20 protein-coding genes are annotated in these 20,623 nt (G+C 69.4%); 13 read left to right on the top strand and 7 right to left on the bottom strand.

All coding sequences use genetic code 11. From position 1 onward, the window contains the following. Window positions 1-132: 132 nt before the first annotated feature. From MMF98_RS13435 to MMF98_RS13425, 3 genes are read right to left on the bottom strand one after another with little or no spacing between them, the layout of a single operon-like run. Complete coding sequence (locus tag MMF98_RS13435) at window positions 133-687, bottom strand: hypothetical protein (protein ID WP_243306788.1); 555 nt, start codon at window positions 685-687, stop codon at window positions 133-135. Window positions 688-697: 10 nt separating this feature from the next. Then, window positions 698-1,642, bottom strand: a complete 945-nt coding sequence (argF, locus tag MMF98_RS13430; protein WP_423837623.1) for an ornithine carbamoyltransferase — start codon at window positions 1,640-1,642, stop codon at window positions 698-700. A 2-nt stretch (window positions 1,643-1,644) separates the two neighbouring features. After that, on the bottom strand, window positions 1,645-2,847 hold the full coding sequence (locus tag MMF98_RS13425; protein ID WP_423837622.1) for an aspartate aminotransferase family protein: 1,203 nt from the start codon (window positions 2,845-2,847) through the stop codon (window positions 1,645-1,647). Between the two features lie 229 nt (window positions 2,848-3,076). Here MMF98_RS13425 and MMF98_RS13420 point away from each other — a divergent pair, with 229 nt between their 5' ends. After that, window positions 3,077-3,397: a DUF3579 domain-containing protein gene (locus tag MMF98_RS13420; RefSeq protein ID WP_243306784.1), complete on the top strand. Its 321-nt coding sequence runs from the start codon at window positions 3,077-3,079 to the stop codon at window positions 3,395-3,397. Between the two features lie 235 nt (window positions 3,398-3,632). Here the strand turns inward: MMF98_RS13420 and fusA are convergent, their stop codons facing one another. The 3 genes from fusA to rpsT form a co-directional block, all read right to left on the bottom strand. Then, on the bottom strand, window positions 3,633-5,657 hold the full coding sequence (gene fusA / locus MMF98_RS13415) for an elongation factor G (RefSeq protein ID WP_243306783.1): 2,025 nt from the start codon (window positions 5,655-5,657) through the stop codon (window positions 3,633-3,635). A 78-nt stretch (window positions 5,658-5,735) separates the two neighbouring features. Next, window positions 5,736-5,876 carry a hypothetical protein gene (locus tag MMF98_RS13410; protein WP_243306782.1) on the bottom strand — a complete coding sequence of 47 codons (141 nt, stop codon included), beginning with the start codon at window positions 5,874-5,876 and terminating at the stop codon, window positions 5,736-5,738. A gap of 356 nt (window positions 5,877-6,232) precedes the next feature. Then, window positions 6,233-6,535: a 30S ribosomal protein S20 gene (rpsT, locus tag MMF98_RS13405; protein WP_243306781.1), complete on the bottom strand. Its 303-nt coding sequence runs from the start codon at window positions 6,533-6,535 to the stop codon at window positions 6,233-6,235. A gap of 264 nt (window positions 6,536-6,799) precedes the next feature. Here rpsT and murJ point away from each other — a divergent pair, with 264 nt between their 5' ends. After that, complete coding sequence (gene murJ / locus MMF98_RS13400) at window positions 6,800-8,368, top strand: murein biosynthesis integral membrane protein MurJ (protein WP_243306780.1); 1,569 nt, start codon at window positions 6,800-6,802, stop codon at window positions 8,366-8,368. Between the two features lie 45 nt (window positions 8,369-8,413). After that, window positions 8,414-9,265, top strand: coding sequence for a SirB1 family protein (locus MMF98_RS13395; protein WP_243306779.1), 852 nt, complete (start codon window positions 8,414-8,416; stop codon window positions 9,263-9,265). Between the two features lie 28 nt (window positions 9,266-9,293). Here the strand turns inward: MMF98_RS13395 and MMF98_RS13390 are convergent, their stop codons facing one another. After that, window positions 9,294-10,163: a ParA family protein gene (locus MMF98_RS13390; RefSeq protein WP_243306778.1), complete on the bottom strand. Its 870-nt coding sequence runs from the start codon at window positions 10,161-10,163 to the stop codon at window positions 9,294-9,296. Between the two features lie 222 nt (window positions 10,164-10,385). Here MMF98_RS13390 and MMF98_RS13385 point away from each other — a divergent pair, with 222 nt between their 5' ends. The 10 genes from MMF98_RS13385 to MMF98_RS13340 all read left to right on the top strand — a co-directional run bounded on the left by MMF98_RS13385 (window position 10,386) and on the right by MMF98_RS13340 (window position 20,619). Continuing rightward, complete coding sequence (locus tag MMF98_RS13385) at window positions 10,386-11,300, top strand: helix-turn-helix transcriptional regulator (protein WP_243306777.1); 915 nt, start codon at window positions 10,386-10,388, stop codon at window positions 11,298-11,300. Between the two features lie 125 nt (window positions 11,301-11,425). Continuing rightward, on the top strand, window positions 11,426-12,406 hold the full coding sequence (locus MMF98_RS13380; protein WP_243306776.1) for a Bug family tripartite tricarboxylate transporter substrate binding protein: 981 nt from the start codon (window positions 11,426-11,428) through the stop codon (window positions 12,404-12,406). A gap of 3 nt (window positions 12,407-12,409) precedes the next feature. After that, window positions 12,410-13,576, top strand: coding sequence for an enolase C-terminal domain-like protein (locus MMF98_RS13375; RefSeq protein ID WP_243306775.1), 1,167 nt, complete (start codon window positions 12,410-12,412; stop codon window positions 13,574-13,576). A gap of 82 nt (window positions 13,577-13,658) precedes the next feature. Then, entirely contained in the window at window positions 13,659-14,567 is a 909-nt protein-coding gene (locus MMF98_RS13370) for a fumarylacetoacetate hydrolase family protein (RefSeq protein WP_243306773.1), read from the top strand. Window positions 14,568-14,790: 223 nt separating this feature from the next. Beyond that, window positions 14,791-15,861, top strand: a complete 1,071-nt coding sequence (locus tag MMF98_RS13365; RefSeq protein WP_243306771.1) for an AI-2E family transporter — start codon at window positions 14,791-14,793, stop codon at window positions 15,859-15,861. Between the two features lie 33 nt (window positions 15,862-15,894). Beyond that, the gene (gene hda, locus MMF98_RS13360; RefSeq protein ID WP_243306770.1) at window positions 15,895-16,569 is read left to right on the top strand and encodes a DnaA regulatory inactivator Hda; all 675 of its coding nucleotides are present in this window, start codon (window positions 15,895-15,897) and stop codon (window positions 16,567-16,569) included. Window positions 16,570-16,580: 11 nt separating this feature from the next. Continuing rightward, the gene (locus MMF98_RS13355) at window positions 16,581-17,255 is read left to right on the top strand and encodes an HAD family hydrolase (protein ID WP_243307394.1); all 675 of its coding nucleotides are present in this window, start codon (window positions 16,581-16,583) and stop codon (window positions 17,253-17,255) included. Window positions 17,256-17,311: 56 nt separating this feature from the next. After that, window positions 17,312-18,892 (top strand): polynucleotide adenylyltransferase PcnB, encoded by a 1,581-nt coding sequence (gene pcnB / locus MMF98_RS13350; RefSeq protein WP_243306769.1) that lies wholly within the window; start codon window positions 17,312-17,314, stop codon window positions 18,890-18,892. Between the two features lie 60 nt (window positions 18,893-18,952). Further along, window positions 18,953-19,432, top strand: coding sequence for a 2-amino-4-hydroxy-6-hydroxymethyldihydropteridine diphosphokinase (gene folK, locus MMF98_RS13345; protein WP_243306768.1), 480 nt, complete (start codon window positions 18,953-18,955; stop codon window positions 19,430-19,432). Between the two features lie 239 nt (window positions 19,433-19,671). Continuing rightward, window positions 19,672-20,619: a polysaccharide deacetylase family protein gene (locus tag MMF98_RS13340; protein WP_243306767.1), complete on the top strand. Its 948-nt coding sequence runs from the start codon at window positions 19,672-19,674 to the stop codon at window positions 20,617-20,619. Window positions 20,620-20,623: the final 4 nt, after the last annotated feature.

Genomic DNA, 20,623 nt, shown 5'->3' with positions numbered 1-20,623 from the left:
CCGGCGTTCTCTTGAGCGGGTTTCAGCAGTTTTTCAAGAAGAATCGCGCCAATGTCCAGGTAAGGCGGTCATTGTTTGCTATCAAATTTGAAGCAATCACCGTGGCCGCCCGGGGCACGGGTGCGCCGGCCCTCAGCGGGCGGCTCTTGCCAGCGCGGTTTGCCGGATGCGCCTCAGCAGCCGCAGGCGGATCAGCCCGCTGACGGGCCGTATCAGGTACCAGTAGGGCGTGAAGCGCCGCAGCATGGCCGCATCGGGGCAATGCACGCGGGTCTGGGTTTCGAGCCAGCAGCCCGCGCCGCGGGGGCTGGCCGTGAAATTCATTACCAGGCGGGGCTGATCGTTCCTGTCGCGAAAGGCCTGGGCGTCGGGCAGGTGCACCAGTCCGTAGTCGGCCTGCCAGAAGCAGCCCGCCAAGCCGAACGCGATTTCGCGGTCGCCATCGCGGCCCAACGCGACAAGGTCGGCCGGGCTGAAGGCGCGTTTGGGCAGCCGGGACCGCCCTCCCAGGCGGGCCAGCAGGCGTGCGGGGAGTTCGCGCAGCGCGATGAAGAAACGGGCCAGCGGGTCGGAGGCGAGCAGCGCGGGTGCGATGGCGTCCAGCACCTGTGCCGGCGGCACGGGCACCTCGATGGCGTGCCGCTCGGCGAACTGGTAGTGCGGCAGGTAGCTGTCGATCAGCGCCATGGAGCGGCGGTCAGAGCCGTCCCAGCAGCAGGTACTCCATCAACGCCTTCTGCACATGCATGCGGTTCTCCGCCTCGTCCCACACCACCGACTGCGGGCCGTCGATCACGTCGGCCTCGACCTCCTCGCCGCGGTGGGCGGGCAGGCAGTGCATGAACAGCGCATCGGGCCGGGCGGCCTTCATCATGTCGGCGTCCACGCACCAGTCGGCGAAGGCTTTTTTGCGCGCCTCGTTCTCGGCCTCGTAGCCCATGCTGGTCCAGACGTCGGTGGTCACGAGGTCGGCACCGGCGCAGGCCGCCATCGGGTCCTTGAACACCTTGTAGCTGTCGCCCGAGCGCAGGCCGGCCACGGCCTGGTCGACCTCGTAGCCGCTGGGCGTGCTCAGGTGCACCGTGAAGCCCAGCAGCTCGGCGGCCTGCAGCCAGGTGTTGGCCATGTTGTTGCCGTCGCCGACCCAGGCCACGACCTTGCCCTTCAGGGAAGCCGGGTCCGGCTTCCCTTCCGAGTTCGTGCCGCGGTGCTCGAGAAAGGTGAAGATGTCGGCCAGGATCTGGCACGGGTGGAACTCGTTCGTGAGGCCGTTGATCACCGGCACGCGCGAATGCTCGGCGAAGCGCTCGATCTTGTCCTGCCCGTAGGTGCGGATCATCACGAGGTCGACCATGCGGCTGATCACCTTGGCGCTGTCCTCGATCGGCTCGGCGCGGCCGAGCTGGCTGTCGCCGGTGGTCAGGTGCACCACCGAGCCGCCGAGCTGGTACATGCCGGCCTCGAAGCTCACGCGCGTGCGCGTGCTGGCCTTCTCGAAGATCATCGCCAGCGTGCGGTCGGCCAGCGGGTGGTGCTTCTCGTAGGCCTTGAACTTCTTCTTGATGAGGGCCGCGCGCTCGAACAGGTAGGCGTATTCGTCGGCGCTGAAGTCGCTGAACTGGAGGTAATGCCGGAGTGCCATGGTCATGCCGCTTCTGCGAGGAACTGCCGGATCAGCGGCGCCAGCAGGGCCACCACCTCGTCGGCCTCGGCGGCCGTCATGATCAGCGGCGGCAGCAGGCGCACCACGCTGTCGGCCGTCACGCTGATGAGCAGGCCCGCGTCGGCGGCGCGCTGCGTCAGCACGTTGCAGGGGCGCGCCAGCTCGATGCCGATCATCAGCCCCTGGCCGCGGATTTCCTTGACGCCGGCCAGGCCCGCCAGCTCGCGCTCGAGCGCGGTGCGCAGGTGCGCGCCCACCGCGGCGGCATTGGCCAGCAGGCCGTCTTCTTCCATGATGCGGATGGTTTCCACCCCGGCGCGCATGGCCAGCGGGTTGCCGCCGAAGGTGGTGCCGTGGTTGCCCGGCTGGAAGATGCTGGCGGCCCTGGGGCCGGCCACCACCGCGCCGATCGGCACGCCCGAGCCCAGGCCCTTGGCCAGCGGCATCACGTCGGGCACGATGCCGGCCCACTGGTGGGCGAACCACTTGCCGGTGCGGCCCATGCCGCACTGCACTTCGTCGATCATCATCAGCCAGTCGTTGGCGTCGCACAGCGCACGCACCTGCTGCAGGTAGTCCACGCGCATCGGGTTGATGCCGCCTTCGCCCTGGATGGTCTCGAAGAACACGGCCACCACGTTGGGGTTGCCCTGCGTCGCCTTCTTGAGGGCCTCGATGTCGTTGAGCGGCACGCGGATGAAGCCCTCGACCAGCGGGCCGAAGCCCTTTTGCACCTTCTCGTTGCCGGTGGCCGACAGGGTGGCGATGCTGCGGCCGTGGAAGGCATGCTCGTAGACCACGATCTCGGGCCGCTCGATGCCCTTGTCATGGCCGAACTTGCGCGCCAGCTTGAGCGCGGCCTCGTTGGCTTCGAGCCCGGTGCAGCAGAAGAACACGTTGCTCATGCCCGACAGCTCCACCAGCTTGGCGGCCAGCTTTTCCTGGTTGGGCACGTGGTAGTAGTTGCAGCTGTGGATGATCTGGGCCACCTGGTCCTGCAGCGCGGGCACCAGGCGGGGGTGGTTGTGCCCCAGCGTGTTGACCGCGATGCCGGCCAGCGCGTCCAGGTAGGGCTTGCCGTTGACGTCCCACACGCGCACCCCCTGGCCACGCGACAGCGCAATGGGCAAGCGCCCATAGGTGTTCATGGTGTGCGGCGAGGCGGCTTCGATGAAGGGGGACACGGCAGCGTTCATACACTCTCTCCTGAGAACTCAAAACAAAGCGGCCCAACGAAAGGTTGAGCCGTTGAAGTACGATTTTAGGCGCAGAGCCAGCCCGGTTTTTTGACAATTCCGCATCACTGCAATGCCCCCGGATGGCCGAGGCCAGGTCTTATATAAGATAGAATACTTGTGCAATGCAGCAATCAGTGATCCTGATGCGCAGCCACCCTGAAAGCACCGCCATCCGATGGTTTCATCCACTGCTAAAGAAGTCTTCATCCAGGGCATCACCCGGGACGGCAGGACCTTCCGCCCCAGCGACTGGGCCGAGCGGCTGGCCGGGGTGATGAGCTCCTTTCGCCCCGGCGGGCCCCAGCCCGGCAGCCACCTGGGCTATTCGCCCTGGTGCATCCCGACCACGCTCAACGGCGTCAAGTGCGTGGTGGTGAACCGCGAGCTGCGCGACTACGAGCCCATGGCCTGGGATTTCTGCATCAATTTCGCCAAGGACAACGACTTGCAGGTGGCCGAGGCCTGCCTGCTGCCTGAACTGCCTCGGCAGGGGTGATTTCCAAGAGAAATCGGGCGGATGTCCTTGTCGGGTGGTCTTTCCCTGCTATCAACTTAGGAGTTCCTGCTCTTTGGCCTGGATGGCTGGCTTGCAGGCCATCCGACCCGGCCATTCAAGCAGCAGGAAACTCCTGAATCGATAGCAAGAAACGACCGCAGGACAAGGACATCTGCCCGATCCAAGCTAGAAACCAGCCGGAAGCCAGCCCTCGGCCAGCTCCCGGCTTATTCGTTCAGGCCACACGTCCCCCCATCGCCTCGGCCATGCGCGCAGGCACGACCGCATAGTGGTCGAACTGCATCGTGAAGCTGGCGCGGCCCGAGGTCATGGCGCGCAGCTGGCCGATGTAGCCGAACATCTCCTGCAGCGGCACATGGGCCTCGATCACGGAGCCGCTGCCGCGCAGCTCCTGGTGCCGCACATGGCCGCGCCGGCGGTTGATGTCGCCGATGCAGTCGCCCACATGCTCGGTGGGCGTGATCACCTCGACCGCCATCACCGGCTCGATCAGCGCCGGCGCGGCCTCGCCCGCGGCCTCGCGGAAGGCGGCGGCCGCGGCGTACTCGAACGCCATGGTGGACGAGTCGCGCTCGTGGAAGCTGCCGTCCTCCAGCGTGGCCTTGAAGTCCACGCAGGGGAAGCCCGCCAGCACGCCGGCCTGGGCGGCCCGGCGGATGCCGGTCTCGACCGAGGGGATGTACTCGCGCGGCACGGCGCCGCCCGTGATGCGGCTCTCGAACACGAAGCCCGCGCCGCGCTCCAGCGGCTCCAGCAGCAGAACCACCTCGGCGAATTGGCCGGGGCCGCCGCTCTGCTTCTTGTGCAGGTAGCGCACGCGGGCGGGCCGCGTCAGCGTCTCGCGGTAGGCGACCTGCGGCTTGCCCACATGGACCTCGACCTTGTAGCGCGTGCGCAGCTTCTCCAGCGTGACTTCCAGCTGCAGTTCGCCCATGCCGGACAGGATGGTCTGGCCGGCTTCGGCGTCCTGGCGCAGATGCAGGCTCGGGTCTTCCTCGAGCAGCGCGTGCAGGCCCTTGAGCAGGTTCTGCTGATCGGCCTGCGTGAGCGGCTCGACCGCGACGTCGATTACCGGCTCGGGCGCCACGATCTGCTCCAGCACCAGCGGATGCGCCGGGTCGGCCAGGGTCTGGCCCGTCACCGTGGCCTTGAGGCCCGCCACCGCGACGATGTCGCCGGCCACGGCCACCTCGCGCTCCTGCTTGCGGTTGGCGTGCATCTCGTACAGCCGCGAGACCCGCTCGCGCTTGCCGGTGATGGTGTTGAGCACGGTGTCGCCGGTTTCCAGGCGCCCGCGGTAGACGCGCAGGAAGGTCAGCATCCCGTGGTCGTCATGCACCACCTTGAAGGCCAGCGCCGCGAACGGGCCGGCGGGGTCGGCCTCGACGTCCTGGCGGGGCACCTCCTCGGGCGCCGGCAGGTAGGCCACGACCGCATCCAGCAGGGGCTCCACGCCCTTGTTCTTGAACGCGGAGCCCAGCAGCACGGGCACGAAGGCGCCGGCCAGGGTGCCGCGGCGGATCGCCGGGCGCAGTTCGGCGGCCGACAGCGGCTGGCCTTCGAGGTATTTGCCGAGCAGGGTGTCGTCCTGCTCGGCCGCGGCCTCGGCCAGCCGCTGGCGCCAGGCTTCGGCCTGGGCCTGCAGCTCGGCCGGGATCGGCAGCACCGCGGGGGGGCTGGTCTCGCCGTTGTGCCAGACCAGGGCGTGCATCTCCAGCAGGTCCACGAGGCCCGTGAACCCGCCTTCGGCCCCGATGGGCAGCTGCAGCACCAGCGGCGCGATGCCCAAGCGCTGGCGGATCATCTCCACCACGCGCAGGAAGTCCGCGCCCACGCGGTCCATCTTGTTGACGAAGCACAGGCGCGGCACGCCGTACTTGTCGGCCATGCGCCAGTTGGTTTCGGTCTGCGGCTCCACGCCGGCCACGCCGTCGAACACCACCACCGCGCCGTCGAGCACGCGCAGCGAGCGGTTGACCTCGATGTTGAAGTCGATGTGGCCGGGCGTGTCGATCAGGTTGATCTGCGTGCCGCGCCAGAACACCGTGGTGGCCGCGCTGTTGATGGTGATGCCGCGCGCCTGCTCCTGCGGGTCGAAATCCATCGTCGCGGTGCCCTCGTGCACCTCGCCGAGCCGGTAGTTCTCGCCGGTATAGAAGAGGATGCGTTCGCTGGTCGTGGTCTTGCCTGCATCCACGTGCGCAATGATGCCGATGTTTCTGAGTTTTCTTGTTTCCATGATGTGCTGCCCCAAAAGACAAAACCCTGGCGCGGGCAAGCCGGCCAGGGTCGTCGTGACGTGAACCCTTCGAAAAGGCTATGCCGAATCTTGCGAGGCGGTGCGGGACGCATGCAGCGCACGCGGGCCGGACACCGCAACTCCGCCAAAGGACGGGCGCAAGCCCCCGTTCCCCTGGCCGGAGTGAATCGTGGCGATCAGCTTGTCGTAGGTACGCATGGCAGGCTCCTGCACGGGCAATCAAAAAACAAAACCCCGGTGGGGGCCTGCCCAGCGGGGTTTGATTGCGGTCCCCGGAAGGCAGTGGCCTCCCGGAGGGTGAGTCCGGAAGGTCAGCGGCGGAACGCCAGCAGCGCGTGCCTGCCCCTGGGGCTGCGGGCGCGCATGTCGGTCTGGCGGATCTGTCGGTTCATGTGGGGTTGGATTGTACGCAATTCAATGCCGGCGCGCAGCAGCCGCGCAGAAACGAAAAAACCGCCCGAAGGCGGTTTCTCGCTTTTTGCTGACAGCGCACCCGTTGCAAACGGCGGGTTGGTTCGTTGGACGAATCAGCCCGGGCGGTTTGCCTGACTCGGTCAGGCGGCTGCGGTGGCCAGGGCTTTCACCTTGGCGGACAGGCGGCTCTTGTCGCGAGCGGCCTTGTTCTTGTGGAAGATGCCCTTGTCGGCGACGGTGTCGACGACGGCCTGCATCTTGCCGAACAGTTCGGCGGCTTTGGTCTTGTCACCGGCTGCGACGGCCTTCTCGACGTTCTTCACAGCGGTGCGGTACTTGGAGCGCAGGGACGTGTTGGCTGCATTCAGCTTGACGTCCTGGCGTGCGCGTTTACGGCCCGACGCGAGGCGCGGGTTCTTTTTCTTGGGTTTGGCTGAGGCCATGTTCGTGTTCCTTGGTGTCTGAGGATGTTGTCAGCAAAGCCGAATATTATAGCTCGCCCCCAGGCTGCGCGCACTTTGTGCGCTGCGCCTCCCCCGGCCGGGGGCGATGCCGATGGGCCGGCGGAGCCGGTTCCATGGCATCCCTGGCGGGGCACGGCGGACCGGCGTGGCCGGGTCCGCCGTGCTTTTGGGGAGGCATGGCCTGATGGGTTCGGGTGGGCGCGGGGCCGGAAGGTGGGGTTCGGCTGCCACTACACTCGCGGCGTGTCCCTGTTCAAATCTGCTTCCACGGTCTCCCTGCTGACGCTGGCCTCGCGCATCACCGGCCTCGTGCGCGAGCTGCTGATGGCCTCGGTGTTCGGCGTCAGCGCGATGACCGACGCCTTCAACGTCGCCTTCCGCATTCCCAACCTGTTCCGGCGGGTGTTCGGGGAGGGCGCGTTCAGCCAGGCCTTCGTGCCGGTGCTCGCGGCCTGCCGCACGGAGCGCGGCGAGGAGGGCGCCCGGGCGCTGATCGACCATGTCGGCACCCTGCTGACCTGGACGCTGGTGCTGCTGTGCGTGGCAGGCGTCGCCGCCGCGCCGCTGATGGTCTGGGCCATGGCCAGCGGCCTGCAGCAGACGCCGCAGGGCGGGTATGACGCGGCGGTCGTCATGACGCGCTGGATGTTCCCCTACATCGGCTTCATGTCGCTGGTCGCGCTGGCCGGGGGCATCCTCAACACCTGGCGCCAGTTCGCCGTGCCGGCGGCCTCGCCGGTGCTGTTGAACCTGGCGCTGATCGTGTCCATCGTGCTGGGCGCGCCCTGGTTCGCGCGCTGGGGCATCGAGCCGATCTATGCCCAGTGCGTGGGCGTGATGGTCGGCGGCGTCCTGCAACTGGGCCTGCAGCTGCCCGCGCTGAAGCGGCTGGGCCTGCTGCCGCGCATCGGCCACAGCCTGTCGGCCCTGCGCCGGGCCTGGGCCGACCCCACCACGCGCCAGGTCACGCGGCTGATGCTGCCGGCGCTGCTGGGCGTCAGCGTGGCGCAGATCTCGCTGCTCATCAACACCCAGATCGCCTCGCACCTGGCCTCCGGCAGCGTGAGCTGGATCGCCTATGCCGACCGCCTGATGGAGTTCCCCACCGCCCTGCTGGGCGTGGCCCTGGGCGTGGTGCTGATGCCGCAGCTTGCCGCGGCGCGCGCCGGGCAGGACGATGCGCGCTACTCGGCCATGCTGGACTGGGGGCTGCGCCTGGTGGTGCTGCTGTCGGTGCCGTGCGCGGTGGCGCTGCTGGTGTTCTCGCAGCCGCTGGTGGCGGTGCTCTACCACTACGGCGCCTTCAGCGACCTCGACGTGCAGCGCACCACCGCGGCGCTGGTGGGCTATGGCGTGGGGCTGCTGGGCATCGTGGCGGTCAAGGTGCTGGCGCCGGGCTTCTACGCCCGGCACGACATGCGCACGCCGATGCGCATCGCGGTCTGCGTGCTGGTGTTCACGCAGGTGCTCAACTACTTCCTGGTGCCGCTGTTCCAGCATGCGGCGCTGACGCTGTCGATCAGCATCGGCGCGCTGGTCAACGCCCTGTGGCTGCTGGTCGGGCTGGTGCGCCGCGGCAGCTTCAGGCCGGCGCCGGGCTGGTGGGCATTCCTGCTGCAGGTGGTGGCCGCCAGCGCGCTGCTGGCGGTGTTTCTGATGTGGGCGGCCGGCGCGGTGCCCTGGCTCGCGATGCGCGGCCAAGGTTTCACGCGCATCGGGATGCTGGCCCTGGTGCTGGCGGCTTCGGCTGCTATCTATTTCGTAGCATTGTGGGCCGCGGGTGTCAAGCTCCGGCAGTTTGTGCGGCGCTGAGCCGGGCCTGCTTGACGCCCGGGCGGACGTCCATTACAAAGCTTCATGCAGTTCAGTTTTCGTGCCTCCACCCCGCTCGAATACTTCGCCTCGCTGGTCCAGAGCGACGAGCACTTTCCCTTGCTGGAGGCCGCCGCCAGCCTGGCCCAGGACGAGTACCCCGAGCTCGACATGCAGCAGGTGCTGGGGGACGTGGACCAGCTGCTGGCGCGCCTGAAGCGCCGTCTGCCGGGCGACGCCACGCCGCTGCACCGGCTGCGCATGCTCAACCAGTTCTTCTTCCGCGACCTGAGCTTCGGCGGCAACATCAACGACTACTACGATCCCGACAACAGCTACCTCAATGCCGTGCTGCGCACCCGCCGCGGCATTCCGATCTCGCTGGCCGTGCTGTGGATCGAGCTGGCCCAGGGCCTGGGGCTGAACGCCCGCGGCGTGGGGTTTCCGGGGCATTTCATGGTCAAGGTCAACCTGCCCAAGGGCCAGGTGGTGATCGATCCGTTCAACGGCCAGTCGCTGAGCCGCGAGGAGCTGGGCGAGCGGCTGGAGCCCTACAAGCGGCGCAGCGGGCTGGTGGATGAATTCGATGTGCCGATGGGCCTGTACCTGCAGGCCGCGCCGCCGCGCGACATCATCGCCCGCATGCTGCGCAACCTCAAGGAAATCCATCGCACGCAGGAAGACTGGCAGCGCCTGATCGCGGTGCAGAACCGCCTGATCGTGCTGCTGCCCGAAGCCTGGCCCGAGTACCGGGACCGCGGTCTGGCCCACGCGGAGCAGGGCAGCGCCGCGCTGGCGGTACCCGACCTGGAAACCTATCTCGCGCACGCGGAAGACGCGCTGGACATCGACGCCATGGCCGACCGCGTGGCCGAACTGCGCCGCGCCAAGAACTGAGAGCCTGTCGGTGGCCTGAAGAGGCGCCTCAGGCGCCGCGCCTGAGGAAGTGCGGAATGCCCGGCCCTGCGCCGCCCGGCAGCAGGCTGCGCGGGAGCGCCGCCCTCGTGGTGGTGGCGGGTGGCGCGCTCGCCGCCGCAGGCACGGCCAGGCGCCCGCCATGCACCAGCGATTCCTGCGCCGGCATCAGGCTGTTCGGGCGTGAGCTGCCGAGCCGGCCGGGCGGGACCGGCTCGGCGGGCGACGGGTCGTTGGCGGCCTGGGCCGCAGAGAGCAGCGGCGCCAGCCACGCCAGGATGGGCTGCCACTGCGCGAGGTCGGCCGCGGCCTGCGAGGCCGGCAGGTCGAAGACCGTCAGGCCGCGCTCCAGGCTGCGCACGTAGAGCTGCGTTTCGCGCAGCACGCCCAGAAAGGGCAGGTTCAGCGCCTCGCTCCAACTGCGCAGCGCCTGCGCGGCATGGGTGCGCGCGTCGATGCGCATGCCCACTGTGGCGAGGCGGCAGCGGCCGCTGGCCACGCGCGGCAGCGTCATCAGCTCGGCGTGGCAGGCCGCGGCGGATTCGCAGTCGAACATCGAATGGCACACCGGCATCAGGATGGCGTCGGCGAACATCACCACGCGGGCCAGCTCGAAGCCCTGCAGGCCGCCGGGTGTGTCCAGCACCACATGGGTGATGCCGGTGGGCACGCGCAGCATGTTCTTCTGGTCGAGCGCCCAGGGGGCGATGGCGGGCAGGGCCGGATCGCGCCGGCGCAGCCAGGCGCGGGTGGATTGCTGGCGGTCCACGTCGCCCAGCATCACGGCGCTGCCGTTGCGGGCGCACCAGGCCGCAACGTGGGCGGCCAGCGTGCTCTTGCCACTGCCGCCCTTGCGGTTGACGACTGCGATCACCGGCATGAGGGCTCCAAAACCTGGGGAGAGTTGCAGTTTGATGCAAAAAGGGCCGGAAGTCCAGGTCCTGCGGTCATCGGGTGCTAGTATTTTTGTAGCAAACCAGTGCGGAGGCCGCGGCGCGCCGCGGGCCCGATCCGTTGCGGAGTGGGCGCGCGATGCGCTATGCTGGCCCGCCGCCCGCGCCGCGCGTGCGCCATTCTCCTTGCCACGGGCTCTCGACCACCGGTGTCTGCCGCACTGATCAACCGCAACGACGACTTCCTGCCGCGCAGTCCATTCTGGATCCGCGACCAGGCGACCGCCGTCGGCCAGCCGCCGCTGCACCGCCACGAGTATTTCCAGATCTACGTGAACTTCGCAGGCCGCACCGAGCATGTGCTCGGCGCCGTGACCCGGCCGATCGTTCCCGGCACGCTGAGCTTCATCATGCCGTTCCGGGTCCATTGCCTGCGCCATGCCGAGCCCGCCGAATTCTTCGTCATCAATTTCAGGCATGACTTCCTGAGGCCCGGCTCGCGCGTGGACGCGCTGGAACTCGAGGAGGTGCCGATCAGCGCGATGCCCGAGCTGGCGCCCTTCCTGTTCCAGGAGCACCTGGATTTCGTGCTCGGCGGCGCCGATCTCGCGGCGGTGCGCGAGCTGTGCCTGCGCCTGCAGGCCGAGCACCGCGGCGGCGGCTTCTACGCCACGGAATTCATCCGCGCCGACCTGTTCCGCCTGATCGGCCTGGTGTGCCGGCGCCACCAGGACGAACTGCAGGCGCTGGCGCAGGCCAACACGCTGCGCGGCAGCCGCCGCGCTTCGCTGGCGCGGGTGAGCCGCTACATGCGCGAGCACCTGGGCGAGCCGATCACGCTGGCCGATGCCGCCGCGGCCGCCTTCCTCTCGACGAACTACCTGGCCCATCTGCTGAAGAAGGAAACGGGCCGCACCTTCGTGGACATCCTGACCGACCAGCGCATGGACCTGGCCTGCCGGCTGCTGCTGGGCTCGAGCCGGCCGATCGCCGAGATCGCCGCCCGCGTCGGCTTCCAGGACGAGGCCTATTTCGCCCGGCGCTTCCGCCGGCTGCAGGGCATGAGCCCGAGCGGCTACCGCAGCGCCGGGGCGAAAGGCGGCGGCGCGCCGCCCCCCGCATAGGCGCACCAAAAAAATCCAAATTGCGGCCAATCCAGTCCATGTTCTTCGCGCGGCCCGCTTCCTATACTTTTCAGCACCGGCCCGCGAACGAACCGCTCCTGCCGGCCATTTGACAAGGGGATTCCATGGACTCTTTGCTGCGCCGCCTGGGGGCCGCCCTGTGCATCGCCATGTGCGGTGCGGCAACCGGGGCCTTCGCCGCCGACGACTACCCGAGCCGGCCGATACGCATGATCGTGCCCTACGGGCCGGGGGGCAGCACCGACCTGCTCGGCCGCATGCTGGCGCAGCGCCTGGGCACGGTGCTCGGGCAGCAGGTCGTCATCGAGAACAACGGCGGCGCCGGCAGCACCATCGGCACCGGCGTGGTGGCGCGGGCCCAGCCCGACGGCTACACCCTGGGCCTGCTGGACACCGCCTTCGCGATCAATCCGAGCCTGTACGCCAAGCTGCCCTATGACAGCCTGCGCGACTTCGACTTCCTCTCGGTGGTGGCCACGGCCACGGGCGTGCTGGTGGTGAATGCCCGGCGCGTCAAGGCGAGAACGGTGGCCGAGATCGTGGCCCAGGCCAAGGCCAATCCCGACCAGCTCAACTTCGCTTCGGCCGGCGCCGGCACCGTCATCCACCTGCACGGCGAGACCTTCAAGACGGCCGCCGGCATCAAGCTGTTGCACGTTCCCTACAAGGGGGCCGGCCCGGCCACCGCCGACCTGCTGGGCGGCCAGGTCGACATGATGTTCTCGCTGCCGGGGCTGGTGGTCCAGCAGGTGCGCACCGGCGTGCTCGCGCCGATCGCCGTGACGGGCAACCGCCGCTCGCCGCTGATGCCCGAGGTGCCCTCGTTCGCCGAGGCCGGCTACCCCAGTGTCGACGCGGTCTCGCTGTGGGTGGTCGCGGCGCCCAAGGGCTTGCCGAAGGAGCGCCACGACCGGCTGGTCGAGGCGATCGGCAAGGCCCTGGAGGGGCCGGACATGCAGGCCAGGCTGGCCGAGAGCGCCTTCGAGCGCACGGTCGTGCCGCATCCGCAGAGCGTGGTGTTCGTGCAGCAGCAGATGAACAAGTTCGCGGCCGCGGTCAAGGCCTCGGGCGCCACCGCCGAATAAGCCATGCGCATCACCCGCATCGTCGAGCGCGCCGTCCCCTTGCAGACGCGGCTGTCCAACGCCCGGTCCGATTTCAGCCAGATGACCACCACCGTGGTCGCGGTGGTGTCGGACGTGATCCACGAGGGCCGGCCCCTGGTGGGCTACGCCTTCAACTCCTTCGGGCGCTACGCCTGCGGCGAGCAGATCCGCGAGCGCATCGCGCCGCGCATCCTGGCGGCCGATCCGGACAGCCTGCTGGACGAGGCGGGCGAGAATTTCGATCCGGCCGCCATCATGGCCTGCGGCCAGCACCGCGAGCGGCGCGGCGGCTATGCCGAGCGCGCGATCCCGATGGGCACGGTCGACGTGGCCGTGTGGGATCTCGTGGCCAAGGTCGCGCAGCAGCCCCTGCACCGGCTGCTGGCCGAGCGCTACAGCGGCGGGGCGGTGCGCGAGCGCGTTCCCACCTATGTCGGCGGTGGCTGGTACTTTCCCGGGCAGACCGCGGACGATCTCAGGGCCGAGATGGCGCGCCACCGCGAGGCCGGCTACACCATGGTCAAGATGAAGGTCGGCGGCCTGCCGGTGGCCCAGGATTGCCGGCGCATCGAGGCCATCCTGAGCGTGATGGGGGAGGGTCGCAACCTGGCCGTCGACGCCAGCTGCTCCTTCGGTCACGAGGCGGCGCACGCCTACGCCCGGGCCATCTCGCCCTACGGCCTGCGCTGGTTCGAGGAGCCCTGCGATTCGCTCGAGTACGGAACCTATGCCGCGCTGGCGCAGGCCTACGAGGGGCCGCTGGCCACCGGCGAGAACATGGCCTGCGCGCTCGAACTCGATCATTTCCTCACCTACGGCGGCTTTCGCCCCGACCGCGACATCATCCAGATCGACCCGCCGCTGGCCTTCGGCATCACCGAGTACCTGAAGGTGGTCGCCGTGGCCGAGGCGCACGGCTTCACGCGCCAGTCCCTGTACCCGCACGGCGGCAACATGATGTGCCTGCATCTCGCGGGCGGCCTCGGGCTGGGGGCCTGCGAGTCGTATCCGGACACCTTCGGCCTCTTCAGCGGCTTCAGCGACGAAGTCCGGATCGCCGACGGCCAGGCCAGCCTGCCCGAGACCCCGGGCATCGGCTTCGAGCGGCAGCCGGCCCTGTACGAGGTGATGCGGGACCTCGCCGCCTGAGGGCGGCCCGGCGCCCCTGTCGCGGCCCCGGCCCCGGGCCGCTCTCCATCCAACCAACCATCCAACAACTCAAGGAACGGGTATGAAAATAGCGCGCATGGCCACGGTGGCCGGCCCTCACGTCTGCGTGATCGAACAGGACCGCGTCGTCGACCTCGCGGTCGCGGCCTGCGAAAGCGGCCTGGACTGGATGGCGCCCTGGTTCCGCGACCTGCGGCTGTTCCTGGCCGGCGGCGACCCGGCGCAGCGCGCCGCCAGGCAACTGGCCGTGGCCGGCCGGGCCCGCAGCCTGCCGCTGGAGGCGGTGAAGCTGCTGGCGCCCATCGAGCCCGGCTCCAAGATCCTGGCCCATGTCGTCAACTATGCCGACCATGGCGCCGAGGGCAAGCTCATCCCGCCCGAGCAGCCCTTTTTCTTCACCAAGCTGCCCGGCACGACCGTGGCCCACGGCGACCCGATCTGCGGCCACGATTTCTCGCACAAGCTGGACTACGAGGTGGAGCTGGCCGTCATCATCGGCCGCGAGGGCCGCGACATCCCGGCAGCCGACGCCTACGGCCATGTGGCCGGCTACACCATCTGCAACGACATCAGCTACCGCGAGCTGCAGGCCAACGAGGCCGCGCCGACCCTGACCGGGCGCTACGGCCAGAACTGGCTGCAGGGTAAGAGCCTGGACCGCTCCTGCCCGCTGGGCCCGGCCATCGCCCTGGCCGACGAGTTGCCCGATCCCTATCCGCTGCAGATCGTCTGCCGGGTCAACGGCGAAGTGCGGCAGAACGCGTCGACGCAGCAGATGATCTTCAGGATTCCCGAACTCATCGCCAACATCTCGCGCGCCATGACGCTGTACCCCGGCGACGTCATCGCCACCGGCACGCCCTCGGGCTGCGGCGTGGCCGACGGCCGCTACCTGCAGCCGGGCGACGTGGTCGAATGCGAGATCGAGAACATCGGCAAGCTGGTCAATACGGTGATGCGGCCCGCCTGACGGCCCGCCTGACGGCCCGCCTGACGGCCCGCCGGCCCGGCCTTTTCGCCTCACCGGACGGAGCTGGCCGGGCGCGCGGTGCGCCTCAAAACCGCCGAGGCCGGTGTCCGCACCGGCGGAATCGGGGCGATGGAAGGGTTCCCGGCGTCTGGCCGGCCGGATGAGGCCGCCCGGCCCGATAGAATTTGCCCCTTGGCTTCAAGGGCCGCCCCCCAACCACCGCATGGAATTCACCACCGCTCAAAAACGCGCCGCCGCCTGGGGCCTGATCGCCATGCTGGTGGCGCTCGTGCTGTGGCTGCTCGGGCCGGTGCTCACGCCCTTCGTGGTGGCGGCAGTGCTGGCCTATGCGCTCACGCCGCTGGTCAACTGGCTGGACGACCTGGGCCGCGGGCGGATACCGCGCGTGGTGGCCGTGCTGCTGGTCGAGCTGCTGTTCATCGTGGCGCTGCTGAGCGTGCTGCTGCTGATCGTGCCCATCCTGGCCAAGGAGCTGCCGCTGATGCGCGAGCAGGTGCCGATCCTGGCCGACCGGCTCAACGCCTGGCTGTCGCCGTGGCTGGCGCAGTACGGCTTCAAGGTGTCGCTCGACGTGGCCAGCATCAAGACGTTCGTGCTCAAGTACCTCAATGCCAATTTCGAGGACGCCTTCGGCTCGCTGATGTCCTCGCTCAAGCTCGGCGGCAGCGTGGCGCTGGCCGTGATCGGCAACGCGGTGCTGATTCCGGTGGCGCTGTTCTACCTGCTGATGGACTGGGACTCGTTCGTCGGCCGCGTGCAGGCGCTGGTGCCGGTGCGCCTGCGCGGGCCTTACGAGAATTTCACCCAGGAAGCGGACCTGGTGCTCGGCCAGTACCTGCGCGGCCAGTTGCTGGTGATGCTCACGCTGGCGGTGTTCTACAGCGTCGGCCTGGCCCTGTTCGGGCTGGACGTGGCCCTGCCGGTCGGCGTTTTCACGGGCCTGGCGGTGTTCGTGCCGTACCTGGGCTTCGGGCTGGGCCTGACGCTGGCCACGCTGGCCGGGCTGCTGCAGTTCGCCTCGCTCAAGGCGGTGGTCATGGTGGCCGTGGTCTACGGCCTGGGCCAGGTGATCGAGAGCCTTTACCTCACGCCGCGCCTGGTGGGTGAGCGCATCGGCCTGCACCCGCTGGTGGTGATTTTTGCCCTGCTGGCCTTCGGCCAGCTGTTCGGCTTCGTCGGCGTGCTGGTGGCGCTGCCGGCCAGCGCCGTGCTACTGGTGGCGGTGCGCCGCCTGCAGGCCGGCTACATGGCCAGCCGGCTGTACCAGGGCTGAGTGCAGGGTGACTGGAAGACGACGTTGGCGGGCATGAAACAGATCGCACTCGACATCGGGCTGGCCACGGGGCCGACGCTGTCCCGTTTTTTCGCCGGCCCGAACGAGGCCGCCCTGAAGCACCTGCAGCTGTGGGCGGGCAATCCGACGCGCTCGCCGGTGCCCACCTACCTGTGGGGCGCCGGCGGCAGCGGCAAGACGCACCTGCTCAAGGCCGCCCGCGAGGCCCTGCGCGAGCAGGGCGCCACGGTGGGCTGGCTGGACGCCGGCACGCACGAGCCGCCCGAGTTCAACGAGGCCTGGGCCGCCGTGCTGCTGGACGAGGTGCACCTGTACACCGCCGTGCAGCAGCACACCGCCTTCAACTGGTTCGTCAACGCGCAGACGCACCAGCGCTGGGTGCTGGCCGCGGGCGAGCTGCCGCCGGCCGACCTCAGGCTGCGCGAGGACCTGCGCACCCGGCTGGGCTGGGGCCATGTGTTCCACCTGCAGGTGCTCAGCGAGCCCGAGCGCCGCGCGGTGCTGCGCCAGGAGGCCGATGCGCGCGGCGTGTTCCTGGGCGACGAGGTGATGGATTTCATGCTCACGCGCTTCTCGCGCGACCTGGGCAGCCTGATGCAGCTGCTGGACCAGCTCGACGGCTATGCGCTGCAGACCAAGCGCGCCATCACCATTCCGTTGATCAAATCGATGCTGGAGAACGAGTGAGCCAAGGCAAACTGACACTGGCGCTGTTCGACCTCGACCACACGCTGCTGCCGATCGATTCCGACTACGCCTGGGGCGTGTTCACCACCACCATCGGCTGGACCGACCCGGTGGCGTTCGCGCAGCGCAACGACGAGTTCTTTGCCCACTACAAGGCCGGCACCCTCGACATCCACGACTATGTGCGCTTTGCCACGGACGCGCTGCGCCAGCAGGGCGCTGCCAACGCGGCCCAGGCGCACGACCGCTTCATGGACACGGTGGTGCGGCCTGCCATCCGGCCCGAGGCGCTGGCGCTGGTGCGCCGGCACCAGCAGGCCGGCGACGCGGTGGTGATCGTCACCGCCACCAACGAATTCGTCACCCGCCCGATCGCCGGCGCCTTCGGCGTGGACGAACTGATCGCCGTGGAGCTGGAGCGCGGCCCCGACGGCTGGATCAACGGCGAAATCCGGGGCGTTCCCTCGGCCCGCGAGGGGAAGGTGGCCCGCGTGGAACAATGGCTGGCGGCGCGCGGCCTGGGCTGGCGCGACGTGGAGAGCACTTTCTACACCGATTCCATCAACGACCTGGCCCTGATGGAGAAGGTGGACCATCCGGTGGCCACCAACCCCGACGACCGGCTGCGCGCCGTGGCCGCCGGGCGCGGATGGCGCATACTGGACCTGTTTCCTAAAATCAGCTGAGGACGCGGCCTGTCCGGACCTGCCCGGGCCCATGGCAGCCAGCCTTTCAAAGTTTCATGATCAAAAAATTCATCGACAAGCTGCTGGGCAAGACCGCAGCGGCTTCCAGGGGCAAGGCGCCCAGGTTCGGCAAGCGCGAGGAAATCGGCCCCGACGTGCACGGCATCGACCCGGCGCTGGTGGACGAACGCGCGCTCAACGTGGTGCACACCCTCAAGCAGGCCGGCCATGAGGCCTACATCGTCGGCGGCGCCGTGCGCGACCTGCTGCTGGGCCTGAAGCCCAAGGATTTCGACGTGGCCACCAAGGCCACGCCCGAGCAGGTCAAGGGCCTGTTCCGCCGCGCCTTCATCATCGGGCGGCGCTTTCGCATCGTGCACGTGGTCTACGGCCGCGGCCGCGAGCACGAGGTGATCGAGGTGTCCACCTTCCGCGCCTACCTCGACAATGCGGCGGCCGAGCAGGTGGCCGGCAACGAGAAGACCAGCAAGAGCGAACTCGCCGGCATGAAGCACGCGGTGGATTCGAGCGGCCGCGTGCTGCGCGACAACGTCTGGGGCCCGCAGGACGAAGACGCCACGCGGCGCGACTTCACCATCAATGCCATGTACTACGACCCCGAGACGCAGATCGTGGTCGACTACCACGGCGGCATCAAGGACGCCAAGAAGAAGACGCTGCGCATGATCGGCGACCCGGTGGCGCGCTACCGTGAAGACCCGGTGCGCATCATCCGCGCCGTGCGCTTCGCCGCCAAGCTCAGCCCGCTGGGCTTCAAGCTCGAGGCCAAGACCGCCGCGCCGCTGGTCGAGTCGCAGGCGCTGCTGGCCGATGTGCCGCAGAGCCGGCTGTTCGACGAGATGCTCAAGCTGCTGCAGACCGGCCATGCGCTGGCCACCATCGAGCAGCTCAAGAAGCTGGGCCTGGCGCGCGGCATCTACCCGCTGCTGGACGTGGTGGTGGAGCGTGCCGAGCAGACCTTCGTGAAGGCCGCGCTGCAGGACACCGACCGCCGCGTCGGCGAGGGCAAGCCGGTGGCGCCGAGCTTCCTGCTGGCCTGCGTGCTGTGGGCCGACGTGCGCGACGGCTGGGCGGCGCGCCTCAAGCAGCGCCAGCATTCGTTCCCCGCGCTGCAGGACGCGATCGACGACGTGTTCAACGCCCGCATCGGCGACGTCTCGGGCCGAGGCAAGCTGGCCGCCGACATGCGCGAAATCTGGATGATGCAGCCGCGCTTCGAGAAGCGCACCGGCAGCACGCCGTTCAGCCTGGTGGATCAGCCGCGCTTTCGCGCCGGCTTCGACTTCATGCGCCTGCGCGCCGATGCCGGCGAAGTGGACGAGGCGCTGGCCGACTGGTGGCAGGAGTTCAGCACCGCCAGCGACGCCGGGCGCGAGGACCTGGTGCAGCAGGCCAAGGCCGGGCAGCCCCGGGCGCCGGCCAGGGCGGCGCGCGAACCTCGCGAGCCGCGTGAACCCCGCGTGCACCGTGTGCCTGCCGACCCCGCTGCCGGCCCGGCGCCAGAGGCCGGCGAGCCGCCCGCCACCGAAGGTGACGCACCGGCCCGCAAGCGCCGCCGCCGCCGGCGCAAGCCGGGCGGCGGCGAGGGCGCAGGCGCCGGCAGCGAGCCGGCCTGACGCCAGAAGCCGGGCGAGGGCGGTGCCGTGCATCGGCCGGACCCGCCGCCCATTCCCTCCATGACCCGCATGCCGCCGCGCGTTCCCGTCACCGCCTACGTCGCCCTGGGGGCCAACCTGGGCGACGCCGCCGCCGCGGTGCGGCAGGCGCTGCAGGCCCTTGGCACGCTGCCGGCCACGCAATGCACGCGGTGCTCGTCGCTCTACCGCACGGCGCCGGTCGATGCCGGCGGCCCCGATTTCATCAACGCCGTGGCCGAGGTGTCCACCGGCCTGAGCGCGCCCGAGCTGCTGCGCGCGCTGCAGGCGCTGGAGCAGGACGCGGGCCGCGAGCGGCCCTACCGCCACGCGCCGCGCACGCTGGACCTCGACCTGCTGCTGTACGGCGACGGCCGCATCGACAGCCCCGCGCTCACGCTGCCGCACCCGCGCATGGGCCAGCGCGCCTTCGTGATGGTGCCGCTGGCCGAGATCGCGCCGCACTGGCGGGCGGCGGCCCGCGATCCGGCGCTGGCCGGCCAGCGCATCGAGCGGCTCTGATCCGGCGGCCGCAGCCGGTGCTGCGGCGGCTCCGGGCGCCGTCCGGCGGCTTTTTCTCCTTTTTTTGAATCAAATAGCCCCGATGTCCTTGTCGGGTGGTCATTGTTTGCTATTGATTTTGTAGCGATGGGTGTACCGCCCCGAGTCTGGCCCCGTCGCGAGCGGATGGTATAAACACAGACGCCCTGGCCGCGTGCCGGCCGCCTGCCTTCACCCCCGTCCCAAGATTTGCCGCGCGCATGCGATTCGTTCTTGCCTTTCTCCTCGCCTGGCAGCTCGCCGCGCCGGCCGCCGCGCAGGACCGCGTGGTGTCGGTCACCATCGACGACCTGCCCTTTGCCACGGCCGCGCCGGCCGGCTCGCTGGCGCAGGCCGGCAGCGCAACGCAGGCGCTGCTGGCGGCGCTCTCGCGCAACAAGGTGCCGGCAGACATCTTCATCACCGGCAGCCTGGTGGAGGTCGAGGGCGAGGCGCCGGCGCGGCGCGCGCTGCTCCAGGCCTGGGCCGACGCCGGGCACCGCCTGCACAACCATGGCTACGGCCACTCGCGTTTCAGCGCCATGCCGGCGGCCGACTACCTCGCGGACGTGCGCCGCGGCCAGGCCGTGGTGGCCGAGCTGCGCCGGGCCGGCGCGGGCGGGGTGGCCTATGACGGCTTCTTCCGCGCGCCCTACAACGACCTGGGGCAGACGGCCGACGACCGCAAGGCCCTGCTCCACGTCCTGGCGGCGGACGGCGTGCGGCTTGCGCCCTTCACCGTGGAGCACCAGGACTGGCTGTTCGATCAGGCCTACCAGCGCGCCCTGGGCCGGCAGGACGAGGCGCTGGCCAAGCGCATTGCCGCCGCCTACCTGGCCCAGCTCGACGCGGCGCTGGCGTTCGCCGAAACGCTGTCGGGCGATACCTTCCAGCGCCATGTGCCGCAGGTGCTGCTGATCCATGCGAACCGCCTCAACGCCGACTACCTGGACGTCATGCTGGCCTGGCTGCGCGCGCGCGGCTACCGCTTCGTGACGCTGCAGGACGCGCTGTCGGACCCGGCCTATGCCAGCACCGACGGCTATGCCGGCAAATGGGGCTTCTCGTGGCTGCACCGCTGGCGCATGGCGATGGGCCTGAAGAACCGGCTGCGCGACGAGCCCGAGGCGCCTGACTGGGTCGGCGCCGTGGCCGAGGGGCGCGAGTAGCCGC

It is taken from the genome of Variovorax terrae, from assembly GCF_022809125.1.
Lineage (GTDB): Bacteria > Pseudomonadota > Gammaproteobacteria > Burkholderiales > Burkholderiaceae_C > Variovorax_A > Variovorax_A terrae.
Note: the sequence above shows the minus strand (reverse complement) of the source record. Positions and strands in the feature narration are given on the sequence as shown.

Coding starts and splice junctions, on each gene's coding strand:
- MMF98_RS13435 (WP_243306788.1), bottom strand. CDS start 687: ATGGCGCTGATCGACAGCTACCTGCCGCACTACCAGTTCGCCGAGCGG.
- argF (WP_423837623.1), bottom strand. CDS start 1,642: ATGGCACTCCGGCATTACCTCCAGTTCAGCGACTTCAGCGCCGACGAA.
- MMF98_RS13420 (WP_243306784.1), top strand. CDS start 3,077: ATGGTTTCATCCACTGCTAAAGAAGTCTTCATCCAGGGCATCACCCGG.
- fusA (WP_243306783.1), bottom strand. CDS start 5,657: ATGGAAACAAGAAAACTCAGAAACATCGGCATCATTGCGCACGTGGAT.
- MMF98_RS13410 (WP_243306782.1), bottom strand. CDS start 5,876: ATGCGTACCTACGACAAGCTGATCGCCACGATTCACTCCGGCCAGGGG.
- rpsT (WP_243306781.1), bottom strand. CDS start 6,535: ATGGCCTCAGCCAAACCCAAGAAAAAGAACCCGCGCCTCGCGTCGGGC.
- MMF98_RS13395 (WP_243306779.1), top strand. CDS start 8,414: ATGCAGTTCAGTTTTCGTGCCTCCACCCCGCTCGAATACTTCGCCTCG.
- MMF98_RS13390 (WP_243306778.1), bottom strand. CDS start 10,163: ATGCCGGTGATCGCAGTCGTCAACCGCAAGGGCGGCAGTGGCAAGAGC.
- MMF98_RS13380 (WP_243306776.1), top strand. CDS start 11,426: ATGGACTCTTTGCTGCGCCGCCTGGGGGCCGCCCTGTGCATCGCCATG.
- MMF98_RS13375 (WP_243306775.1), top strand. CDS start 12,410: ATGCGCATCACCCGCATCGTCGAGCGCGCCGTCCCCTTGCAGACGCGG.
- MMF98_RS13370 (WP_243306773.1), top strand. CDS start 13,659: ATGAAAATAGCGCGCATGGCCACGGTGGCCGGCCCTCACGTCTGCGTG.
- MMF98_RS13365 (WP_243306771.1), top strand. CDS start 14,791: ATGGAATTCACCACCGCTCAAAAACGCGCCGCCGCCTGGGGCCTGATC.
- hda (WP_243306770.1), top strand. CDS start 15,895: ATGAAACAGATCGCACTCGACATCGGGCTGGCCACGGGGCCGACGCTG.
- pcnB (WP_243306769.1), top strand. CDS start 17,312: ATGATCAAAAAATTCATCGACAAGCTGCTGGGCAAGACCGCAGCGGCT.
- folK (WP_243306768.1), top strand. CDS start 18,953: ATGACCCGCATGCCGCCGCGCGTTCCCGTCACCGCCTACGTCGCCCTG.
- MMF98_RS13340 (WP_243306767.1), top strand. CDS start 19,672: ATGCGATTCGTTCTTGCCTTTCTCCTCGCCTGGCAGCTCGCCGCGCCG.